The following is a 10,194-nucleotide window of genomic DNA, read 5'->3' as shown; positions in this document are numbered from 1 at the left end:
TCGGCTGCCTGCCGATCTCGATCATCGGCCTCCTGGTCGAGACCACGCATCTCTCGTTGGTGACGCCGGTCGGCTGGTGGCTCTTGGTCTATTCGACCGTGGTGCAGTTCTGCATCGCCTATGTCAGCTGGTTCGCAGCGCTTGCGCGCCTGCCGGCCTCGGTGGCCGCGATCGGGACGATGGCCGTGCCGGTGATCGGCGTGGTGGCCTCGGCCATCGCGCTGGGCGAGCCGCTCGGGGCAGGGCAGATCGCGGCGCTGGTCTTCACGCTGGCCGCGGTGGTGCTGGCGACGCGATGATCGCGGATGCGCGTCGCAAGGTGCAGTCAGCGGATGGTCTGCATGGCGTGCGCACCTGCTGTGAGTTCGACAATCTCGCTCGTGATCTCATCCTGCCGGAGCTGCAGCTTCCGATGCTCGAGTTCGGCGAGCCTCTCTTCGATGTTGTTGCGCGCCGAGGTCATGGCCATCATACGCGCCTGGTTTTCCGCCGCATAGGCATGCATCGTGGCCTCGCAGAGCAGGGCGTAGACGTACTCCGCCGTCAGCCGCTCCAGCAGTTCGTGGGGCGGCAGCGTCGTCAGCGGCGGCATTTGCGCGACGGGCCGCTTGAAGCTCGAGAGGTCGAGCGGAAGCAGCGAGCGCCGCTCGATGCGGATGTCGCCCGCGGAGCTGCAGACAGGCACGACCACGTCGATCGCCGATGGCGCGCCATCGGCGATGTACTCGTAGAGTGCGTCCGCGATGGTGGACGCCAGCGCCGGGATCGCCTCTGTATGGGTTGCCATTGGCGCACTCCATGCTGTGGTCAGGCCGCGCTCGCGGGCGGCTATCCCGCCGCGGCTTCCGATCAGGAATTTCGTCGCGCCCGGCAGATATGCGCCACCGTGATCCAGAACGCGCTCGCTGTAGGCGCCGGCAAAGCCCTGTTCCGCGCAAAAAAGGACGACGGCGGCCCGCCGCGATCCGTGTCCTGGCCGGTAGTCGGCCGGCAGCAGCGTCAAAGCCTGGCCGATGGCACCTGAAATGACGGCGCTGTAGGCGTCACCTCCTGCCAGCAGGGCACGCGCGCGCTGCACGCGGGAGGCTGCGATGCCGCGCATGGCGGTGACCACGGACTGAAGCTGGCGAACGTTCTCGAGCTGCGCCGAGACCTGGGCGAGCCGATCGGCCACTATGAAGCTCCTTCGGCCGCGACGTGTTCGTCGCTCGTGAATGTCGATGCAAGGTCTGTTAGGGCGCCGAGCAATTTGGTCCGGTCGGTGCTAAGGAGCCGTCCTGTGCCTGAGAGATCGTCCACTACGTCCTTTGCACTCCGATCGAGCCAGGTCGTCAACTCGCTGCGAAACCGATCGACGTCAGCAAGGTCGACGCGATCCAGCAACCCTTCCTGAACCGCCATGACCAGTGCGACCTCGTCCGCAAGCCGAATGGGCGCGTACTGGTGCTGGCCGAGGATGCCTCGGATCCGTTTGCCGTGAGCGATCTTGTCCTTGACTGCGGTATCGGTCACGGCGCCGAAGCGAGTGAACGTCTCGAGTTCAAGGAACTGCGCGTAGTCGAGGCGGAGGGAGTGCGCTGCCTCCCGCAGCGCCGGCGCCTGGGTCTTTCCGCCGACGCGGCTTACGCTTTTGCCGACATCGACCGCCGGCTTGTGGCCTTCGTGGAACAGGCGGGAGTCGAGCACGATCTGCCCGTCCGTGATCGATATCAGATTGGTCGGGATGTAGGCGCTGAGGTTTCCGGCGTCCAGCTCCGCGATCGGAAGCGCCGTGAGTGAGCCTGCTCCCGCCGCCTTTGAGAGCTTGGCGGCACGTTCGAGCAGGCGAGCGTGAACATAGAACACATCGCCCGGATAGGCTTCTCGACCGGGAGGCTGATGCGTCAGCAGGCCGATTTCTCTGTGGGTTGCCGCATGCTTGGTCAGATCGTCGATCACGATCAATGCGTGCTGGCCGCGGTCGCGGAAATACTCAGCCATTGTAAATCCGGCAAAAGGTGCGATCCACTGCAGCCCCGGCGCCGTCGACGCGCCGGCCACGACGAAGATGCAGCGCTCCGGAGCGCCGTGAGCCTTCACGGCCTGAATCGCCCGCTTCACTGTCGACGACTTCTGGCCGATCGCGACATAGACGCAGATGACGTCGCTTGATTTCTGGTTGATAATGCAATCCAGCGCGATGGCCGTCTTGCCGACGGCGCGGTCGCCGACGATGAGTTCGCGCTGTCCGCGGCCTAGTGCGAACATGGTGTCGATCACGAGTAGACCCGTCTGGACCGGTTCGCTGACGAAGTCTCGGTCGATTATCGACGGTGCTGCACGTTCGATGGGATCGAACCGCTCCGGTTCGATTTCCCGCCCCTCGTCCAGCGGCCGACCAAGCGGGTCGATGATGCGCCCCAGGAGCGATTGCCCGACCGGCGCGCGGACCACCTCGCCCGTGCCGCGTACCGTTTGGCCCGCCGCAACCCCCGCAGCATCGAGCAGCACGCAGCAGATCATGTCGCGGTCGAGCGTCGTCGTGTAACCTCGCTGTCCGTGCTCGAAACTCACAAGCTCGTCCAGACGCAATTCGGGAAGGCCGGATATCATTGCGATGCCGTCGGCGACGGATTCGACGCGGCCGATCTCATCGACAGTCGGCGAGGGCACGAACGCGCTCACGCGCGTTCTGGCATCGTCGAGCCATCTGTCGAGACCCACGGTGTCCGTCACCTGTCGAGCTCCCGTCTGATCTGCGCGAGATCGGCCCGCCAATTGTTGCGCAGGATGAGATTCCGGCTCCTGACCTCGAAGCCTGCGATCAGCGCCTTGTCAGTCGCGATCTTCATGACCGGCTCGACGCCGAGGGCCGCACGTAGCGCGTCCTTCAGATTTGCGGCTTGCTCCTCGTCGAGGGGCGCCGCCGCAATCACCTCGATTGGCTGCTCAGCGCCGCTGACTGCCAGGGCCTCGCGCGCGTCGGGCTGCAATTTGCGCAGCGTGCCGCCGAGATCGGCGAGGAACGCCGAGAACAGGGTGCTCGCCGGAATCCGCTCGAGCAGGCGCCGCGCGATCTCGACGGAGAGCTCGCTGGCATGCGCGAACACATCGTGCGCCATCGCGGCACGCTGTCGCGCGATCTCCGCCTTCTCGGTCTCACGTTGCTTGTCGGCTTCGACCGACAATTGTGCGAGCAAGGCCGTTTTCTCGGTCTCCGCCGCCTTGCGAGCCTCGCCGAGCAGACGATCACGCTCGGCGTTGACGGCGGCGTTCAATCGGGCCGCCTCGGTGCGCATGTCTTCGGCCTGCTTGCGCGCCGCTTCGGCGTCCGCAAGAGTTCGGGCTGCCTCTTCCTTCCGTCGGGCGACGAGATCAGCCACGGGACGAAAGAAGAATCGACCGAGAAGCCAGATCAGAATGAGCACGTTGACAGTCTGGAGCGCCAACGTCGACCAATCGATGTGCATAGCTAGTGCAAGAACGGGTTGGCGAACAGGACGAGGAGAGCGATCACAAGGCAATAGATCGCCATGGTCTCGATCATGGCGAGGCCGACGAACAGCGTTCGCGAGATCGTCCCGGCGGCCTCCGGCTGGCGCGCGATTGCGTCCATGGCCGCGGCGACGGCGCGGCCTTCACCAAGCGCCGGACCGATCGCCCCGAACGAGACGGCAAGCGCGGCGGCGAGGATGCTGACGATTTCGATCCAGTTCATGATTTTCTTCCTTCCTTCGATTGCCCTTCGTCCAGCGCGCTGCCGATGAATACCATGGCGAGGACCGTGAATATGTAGGCCTGTACCGTTCCGGTCAGCAGGTCGAGCGCCATCAGCGGGATCGGCACCAGGAGGCCGGCGAGCGAGAGCACAATGCCAACGACGAAAACGCCGCTCATCACGTTACCGAAGAGGCGAACGATCAACGAGAAGGTACGCGTGAACGTTTCGACGATGTTGAGCGGGATCATGATCAACGTCGGCTCGGCGAAGGTCTTCAAATAGCCTCTCAGCCCTCGAGCTTTGATGCCGAAATAGATTATGGCGAAGAAGACGATCAGGCCGAGCGCGGCATCGGTCTCGATATGCGCCGTCGGCGGCTCGATACCCGGCACGAGCGAGCACAGATTGGCAGACAGGATGAACAGGAAGAGAGTGCCGATCGTTGCAATGTACGGCTGCGGCCTCACGCGCATGGTTGCGCGGATCTGATCTTCCACCAGGCCGACGATCATCTCGACGACGACTTGGCGTGTCGTCGGCTGGACCGAGAGCGATCGGGCCGCAAGGCTGCCGCCGAGGCCCATGACCAGCATCAGTCCCCAGGTGACGATGACAGGCTTGGTGACCGCGACAGGGCCGATCACGAAGACGACCTCTGCCGTGAGGGGCGAACTCATCATTGCTGCGGCTCCCGCAACAGCAGCCCCGTGCGGGCCGCCAGCAAGCCGATCGTGCCCGTGAGTAGCGGCAGCGCCCCGAACCAGCGTGCGAGCAGGGCCAGGGTCCCGGCGGTCGCAACGAAGCGAAGACCCTGTAGTCCGATCGAAAACAGGGTACGTCCCCCGAGCATCCACCGAGTGGTCCAGCGCAGCGAGCCGAAATGCGCAAGACCGAGCAGCGAACCGGCCGCGAACCAACCCGAGGAAGCGACCGCGACGGCCAGGGAGTTGTACAGGATTGTGCCGCTCACCGTTGATGCATCCATCGCCAGGCCGACGAGCAGCCGATTGTCACGCCAAGGAACAGCAGCGGCGCGCTCCAGAAGATGCCCGTGCCGAGCCTGTGATCGATCCAGCGACCAATGAAGAGGCCGCCAAGCGCGGGTGCGACTATGATCCAGCCAAGCACGCCTATCTGGCCGACGAACTTCATCATGGACGGTTCGCCTTCGGTCCGCCATCGCTCGCGGCGGATACGCTGATCGCGCACGGCCTTTGCGAGGCCGTCTGGAGAGGCTTTGCCGGATGGATCGGAACGGGCCGTCACGCGCCGCCCTCCCTGAGGTGGTTCGGGTCGGGGCGCAGGTATTGGACGATCTGCCGGATCGCCTTCATCTGTAACTGAGCGCCTTGGACACGCGAGGCGCGTTCGGCTTCGGCACGCCTGCGGAATTCGTCGAGGACGATCTGCTCGAGTTGGCCGAGATCGTCGCCGGGAACCGCTTCTGCCGTTGCGATGCCGACCTCATTCCCTCCGGTCACCGAGAGAACGCCGCGACGCACCGCGCAGTAGCGCGTGTGGCCGGAAGCAGCCTGCCAGGCCACGATCGATACGCTCAGCGCCGTGAGCAGGTCGGCATGACCACGAAGAATGCCAAAGCCGCCGCTTGCGTCCTCGGCCCGTACCGAGACAACGTCGGAATCATCGACGACAATTGCGGTAGGGGAAGTGATCAGCAGCCTCATCCGGCCATCTCCGAGGCCTTCATCCGCGCCGTGGCTTCGGCTAGGTCGCCGATCATGTAGAGCGCGCTCTCGGGCCATTTGTCGCAGTCGCCACGAAGGATCGCCTGGCATCCCCTGATGGTCTCTACGAGCGGCACCGACTTGCCCGCTACGCCGGTAAATGCTTCCGTCACAGCGAAGGGCTGGGTCAGGAAGCGCTGGAGCCGGCGGGCGCGGGCGGCTGCAAGCCGGTCCCCAGCACTCAATTCGTCCATACCGAGGAGCGAGATGACGTCTTGAAGTTCGCGGTAATGCGCGATGATCTCGCGAACTCGCTCTGCGGTGCTGTAGTGTTCTTGCCCGACGACCGTAGGATCGAGCAGAATTGAGGATGAACTCAGGGGATCCACGGCCGGATACATTCCTTCCGCAGCCATCGCGCGAGACAGCATGATCGTGCTGTCCAGATGGCTTGATATCGCCGTCACCGCCGGATCGGTGAAGTCGTCCGCGGGAACATAGACGGCCTCGATTGCGGTCACGGCGGCGCCGGCAATGGAGGCGATGCGCTCATGAAGGGCCGCGACTTCCGTCGCCAGGGTCGGCTGATAGCCAACGCGTGACGGCAGCCTTCCCAAGAGGCCCGAGACCTCGCTGCCGGCCTGGACGAATCTAAATACATTGTCCATCAGCAGCAGCACGTTCTGCCCCTTCCGGTCGCGGAAATATTCGGCGATCGTCAGTGCTGTCAACCCAACCCGCCAGCGTGCGCCCGGTGGCTCGTTCATCTGGCCGAACACCAGCACGCTGCGATCAAGCACGCCGGATCGACGCATTTCCGATAATAGTTCGTGCCCTTCGCGCGAGCGCTCGCCGATCCCGGCGAACACGGAAATGCCTTTGTAAGCCTGGACCATGGCGTGAATAAGCTCCATGATGACGACGGTCTTGCCGACGCCGGCGCCCCCAAACATCGCCGCCTTGCCTCCCTGCGGCAGCGGAGCGAGAAGGTCGATCACCTTGATTCCGGTCTCGAAGATCGCAGTCGCCGGGCTGCGTTCGCTCAGTGGCGGCGCGCGGCCATGGATGGGAACGCGCGGCAAGTCTTCCGGCAGCGTCGGCCCATCGTCTCTCGGTTGCCCGGTCACGTCGAGCAGGCGGCCGAGGAGGGCGTCACCGACGGGAATGGCGACCGGAGTTCCGCTCGCGCGCACCGTCAAGCCGCGTCTCAGGCCCGCGGTCGATTGCAGCGCGACGCCACGAACGACGTGTTCGTCGAGATGTGCTTGAACTTCGACCGTCAGTGTTGAGGGGGCGTTGCCTTCGCATTGGACTATCAGCGCATCGCCGATCTCCGGAAGAACGGTTCCGTCAACAACGACATCGACGACTGCACCACGAACGGCGAGTACCTTACCGTCTACGCGAGCTGTTTTTGGATTGCTTTCCGTCATCCCGCGTCCTTTTGTCTGCTATGCTAAGGTTGAACTCCACGCGGCCTTTGACGGAAATCAAAATGGGGCGGCGCCCTTCATCACGAATCCGTTTTGCGAGCGAGAACCTCCCAAGAGCCTGCAATCGCGAATGGACCGTCGTTCCACCGATGCTTGCGAGACAGGGCGCGGGTTGTGCGTTGGGAAAGGCGGACCGAGGTACACTGTCCACCGGACAAACTAACCCCTGGCCTGCTCTGCCATCCATTCTCTAGTCTGCGTTATGGGATCCCGGCTAACCGGCCGCCCTGCGGCCGAGCGCCTTCCTGATCATCTCAGCGAGCTGGTTGCGGCGGTAGGGTTTGGTCAGCAGCATCACGCCGTCGTCGAGCTTGCCGTGATGGACGACGGCGTTGTCGGTGTAGCCGGAGGTGTAGAGCACCCTCACACCCGGCCGCCGCCTGGCCACTTCTTCGGCGAGCTCGCGGCCGCTCATGCCGCCGGGAATGACGATGTCGGTGAAGAGGAGATCGAACGGCTGGCCGGCCTCGATCAATTGCAGCGCGGCCCGGCCGTCGGGCGCGGCCACCGTCTTGTAGCCGAGGCTCTGGAGCTGCGCGGTGACGAAGTTGCGCACCAGCGTGTCGTCCTCGACCACGAAAATGGTCTCCGCGCCGCCTTCGGCCTGCGGCGCGACCCCGGCTGTCACGTCCGACGTGCCTTCGCCCGGCGGCAGATAGAGCTTGATCGTGGTGCCGTGGCCTTCCTCGCTGTAGATCTTGATGTGGCCGCCGGACTGCTTGACGAAGCCGTAGACCATCGAGAGGCCGAGGCCGGATCCCTTGCCGACCTCCTTGGTGGTGAAGAAAGGCTCGAACGCCTTCTGCTGGACGTCGGGGAGCATGCCGGTGCCGGTGTCGCTCACCGCGACCATCACGTAAGCGCCGGGCTGAACCTCCGCATTGGCTTGCGCATAGGCCTCGTCGAGCACGACGCGCTGGGTCTCCAGCAGCAGCTTGCCGCCGTTCGGCATGGCGTCGCGCGCGTTGATCGCCATGTTGAGCACGGCGTTGGTGAGCCTGGACGGATCGATATGCGCGGTCATCTGTCCCTGTTCCAGCGCGGTCTCGATTTGGATCTGCTCACCGAGGGTGGGGCGCAGCAGCTTGGCGATGTCTGATATCGCCGCATTGATCTCGACGTTGCGCGGCTCGAGCGGCTGCCGGCGCGCAAACGCGAGCAGGTGCTGGATCAGCTCGGCGCAGCGCTCGGCGGCATCGTCGATCAGCCGTGCCGTGCGCTGAAGCTCGGGTTGGTCCTTCAGGCTCTCCACCAGCGTCTCGGTGTTGCCGGAGATGACGGTCAGCATGTTGTTGAAGTCGTGCGCGACGCCGCCGGTCAGCTTGCCGATCGCATCCAGCTTCTGCGACTGGTGCAGTTGCCGCTCCGTCTCGCGCGAGGTCGTCGCATCGTGATAGACCAGCACCGCGCCCGAGATGTTGCCTTGCGCGTCCCGCATCGGCCGGCCGCTGATCATGAGATGGCGGGGTGGATTGCCGCTGTGCGGGCGGACGATCATCTCCAGCTCTTCGAACTGCTCGCCGCGCAGCACGCGCTTCGATGGCAGCTCGTCGGCCTTGAGCGGCGTGACGCCGTCGCCGTGAAACACATCCGAAAGTGCGCGCAGATTGCTCAAGTTCATCCCGGCGCGATGCTGCAGCATGCGTTCGGCGGCCGGATTGGACAGAAGGACATTGCCCTCGGCGTCGATGACCAGCACCGCCTCCGCCATGCTGCGAAACGTGCTCTGCAGCACGTTGACCGACAGCCGCAGCTCGTCGTGCGCGGTGACCAGGTGCTCGGTGCGCTCGGCCACCGCCTCCTCGAGCGCCGCCTTGGCGGCTTGTGTCTGCTCGAGCGAGTTCTGGAGCTCCCCCGTGGTGCGCCGGCTCTCGCGCATCACCAGCGCGACCAGGAGCAGGATCAGCACGGCGCCGGCGACGTCGATACCGAGCAGCACGATGCTGGTGCGGCGCGAATCCCGGCTGCGCTCGTTGAGCAGGCGCTCTTCCTCGGTGCTCAGATGGTCGAGATTGCCCATCACCGTGTCCATGAGGCCGCGGCCCTCGGCCCTGCCGTTGAGCGCGGCAATGCCGGCCTGGTCGTTCTCGGCGCGCAGGCGCATCGCCGTGGCGGCGATCTCGATCCGGCGCATCGCCAGCGGCTCGGTGCCCTCCAGCAGCGCGACCTGGTCGGGATTGTCGCGCAGGTCGTGCTTGAGGTCGGCAAGGGCCGGCGCGATCCTGGCGTGTACCGCCTGGAACTCGTCGCTGAAGCCCGGGCTGCGATAGAGCTCATAGCCGCGTGCGGCGCTCTCGGCGCGGCGGAGCAGCACGCGCAGATCGGAGATCTTCTTCTGTATCTGGACGGTCTGACTGACCCATGCCGCGTCGGACCGCGACTTGACGTCGAGGGCGATCGAGGCCGCGGTGATGATCAGGAGGATGGCAAGTCCAGCACCGAGAATGACGCGCTGCGTTGCAATCAAGGGGCTTCTTTCTTGTCCATCGGCTGTGCGCTCTCGCCCCGACCGGCGAGGCATTCCCGGATCGTGGTCAGCAGCGCCTCGGGCGTGAACGGCTTGCGCAGGCAGCGCGTTGCGCCGAGCTCCAGCGCCATGCGGAGAAAGTCCGGAGAGGGCGAGGCGGATGAGGCGAAGGCGTAGCCCGACATCGCGATCAGCGGCGTAGTCGGCGCGCGCTCGTGAAAGATGCGGATGGATTCGAAGCCGCGCATATGCGGCATGAAGATGTCAACCAGCATCACGTCGAAGGCCTGCGATTCCAGCGCAGCCAGTCCTGTTTCGCCGCCGTCGGTCAGCGTGACGTCGAAGCCCTGACGTTGGAGGAGGACCTCGATGGTCGCGCCGACCATCGGATCGTCATCAACCACGAGAATACGCGGCATGACACTTCCCAGGTGATCGAAGTCCCCACTGTGGTTGGTGATATCCGCGAATCGTGTCTCCGGTCAATTTTGGATTGGATCACCAAGGATATGCACGGCGCGGTGCATAAGGTCCATTTGCATCGATTTGTAGGCATCCTGGCGGATCCGATCTTGACGGAACCGAAGCGGGCGAGGGGATACGCCGACTGCCAGAAAGGCGCCGCATCGCTGCGACGCCTTTTGCCTTACGCCTCGGCGATCTGCCTATGGGCAGGGATGCCGCTGGCCGTCATAACCAAGATAGGTGCCCGAAGCCGGGTCGTACGATTTGAAGCGCTGCGCGCAATAGGCAGCGGAATCGCCGCCGCCATCCTGCACCACCGCAACCGTCGGTTCGTCATAATAGCCGTAATAGTAGGGATCATCGTAATAGCCGTAGCCGCCGCCG

13 protein-coding genes are annotated in these 10,194 nt (G+C 64.6%); 1 reads left to right on the top strand and 12 read right to left on the bottom strand.

Annotation, left to right across the window (positions count from 1 at the left end; all coding sequences use genetic code 11):
* The coding region (locus tag IC50_RS10820; RefSeq protein ID WP_035703868.1) for an EamA family transporter at window positions 1-299 on the top strand (299 nt) is incomplete at its 5' end.
* Window positions 300-325: 26 nt separating this feature from the next.
* Here the strand turns inward: IC50_RS10820 and IC50_RS10815 are convergent.
* The 12 genes from IC50_RS10815 to IC50_RS10760 all read right to left on the bottom strand — a co-directional run.
* Entirely contained in the window at window positions 326-1,174 is an 849-nt protein-coding gene (locus IC50_RS10815; protein WP_035703866.1) for a F0F1 ATP synthase subunit gamma, read from the bottom strand.
* On the bottom strand, window positions 1,174-2,715 hold the full coding sequence (locus tag IC50_RS10810; protein ID WP_035703865.1) for a F0F1 ATP synthase subunit alpha: 1,542 nt from the start codon (window positions 2,713-2,715) through the stop codon (window positions 1,174-1,176). Before IC50_RS10810 ends, IC50_RS10815 begins: the two co-directional genes overlap by 1 nt.
* A complete protein-coding gene (locus IC50_RS10805) occupies window positions 2,712-3,428 on the bottom strand; it encodes a F0F1 ATP synthase subunit delta (RefSeq protein ID WP_162131517.1) in 717 nt (238 codons plus the stop codon). Before IC50_RS10805 ends, IC50_RS10810 begins: the two co-directional genes overlap by 4 nt.
* A gap of 23 nt (window positions 3,429-3,451) precedes the next feature.
* Complete coding sequence (locus IC50_RS10800) at window positions 3,452-3,697, bottom strand: F0F1 ATP synthase subunit C (protein WP_035703862.1); 246 nt, start codon at window positions 3,695-3,697, stop codon at window positions 3,452-3,454.
* Window positions 3,694-4,377: a F0F1 ATP synthase subunit A gene (locus IC50_RS10795; RefSeq protein WP_035703870.1), complete on the bottom strand. Its 684-nt coding sequence runs from the start codon at window positions 4,375-4,377 to the stop codon at window positions 3,694-3,696. Before IC50_RS10795 ends, IC50_RS10800 begins: the two co-directional genes overlap by 4 nt.
* Entirely contained in the window at window positions 4,377-4,670 is a 294-nt protein-coding gene (locus IC50_RS10790; RefSeq protein ID WP_035703861.1) for an ATP synthase subunit I, read from the bottom strand. Before IC50_RS10790 ends, IC50_RS10795 begins: the two co-directional genes overlap by 1 nt.
* Window positions 4,667-4,966, bottom strand: coding sequence for an AtpZ/AtpI family protein (locus tag IC50_RS10785; protein WP_035703854.1), 300 nt, complete (start codon window positions 4,964-4,966; stop codon window positions 4,667-4,669). The genes IC50_RS10790 and IC50_RS10785 overlap by 4 nt, the downstream gene beginning before the upstream one ends.
* Window positions 4,963-5,385, bottom strand: a complete 423-nt coding sequence (locus IC50_RS10780) for a F0F1 ATP synthase subunit epsilon (protein WP_035703852.1) — start codon at window positions 5,383-5,385, stop codon at window positions 4,963-4,965. Before IC50_RS10780 ends, IC50_RS10785 begins: the two co-directional genes overlap by 4 nt.
* Window positions 5,382-6,818, bottom strand: a complete 1,437-nt coding sequence (gene atpD / locus IC50_RS10775; protein WP_035703849.1) for a F0F1 ATP synthase subunit beta — start codon at window positions 6,816-6,818, stop codon at window positions 5,382-5,384. The genes IC50_RS10780 and atpD overlap by 4 nt, the downstream gene beginning before the upstream one ends.
* Before the next feature lie 274 nt (window positions 6,819-7,092).
* Entirely contained in the window at window positions 7,093-9,345 is a 2,253-nt protein-coding gene (locus IC50_RS10770; RefSeq protein ID WP_035703847.1) for a CHASE3 domain-containing protein, read from the bottom strand.
* Window positions 9,342-9,764: a response regulator gene (locus IC50_RS10765; RefSeq protein WP_035703845.1), complete on the bottom strand. Its 423-nt coding sequence runs from the start codon at window positions 9,762-9,764 to the stop codon at window positions 9,342-9,344. Before IC50_RS10765 ends, IC50_RS10770 begins: the two co-directional genes overlap by 4 nt.
* A gap of 246 nt (window positions 9,765-10,010) precedes the next feature.
* Window positions 10,011-10,194 (bottom strand): BA14K family protein (locus IC50_RS10760; RefSeq protein WP_035703844.1); only part of this gene is annotated, 184 nt, incomplete at its 5' end.

Origin of the sequence: Bradyrhizobium genomosp. I (2014) (assembly GCF_000261685.1) — a bacterium.
GTDB lineage: Bacteria > Pseudomonadota > Alphaproteobacteria > Rhizobiales > Xanthobacteraceae > Bradyrhizobium.
Note: the sequence above shows the minus strand (reverse complement) of the source record. Positions and strands in the feature narration are given on the sequence as shown.

Coding starts and splice junctions, on each gene's coding strand:
- IC50_RS10800 (WP_035703862.1), bottom strand. CDS start 3,697: ATGAACTGGATCGAAATCGTCAGCATCCTCGCCGCCGCGCTTGCCGTC.
- IC50_RS10795 (WP_035703870.1), bottom strand. CDS start 4,377: ATGAGTTCGCCCCTCACGGCAGAGGTCGTCTTCGTGATCGGCCCTGTC.
- IC50_RS10780 (WP_035703852.1), bottom strand. CDS start 5,385: ATGAGGCTGCTGATCACTTCCCCTACCGCAATTGTCGTCGATGATTCC.
- atpD (WP_035703849.1), bottom strand. CDS start 6,818: ATGACGGAAAGCAATCCAAAAACAGCTCGCGTAGACGGTAAGGTACTC.
- IC50_RS10765 (WP_035703845.1), bottom strand. CDS start 9,764: ATGCCGCGTATTCTCGTGGTTGATGACGATCCGATGGTCGGCGCGACC.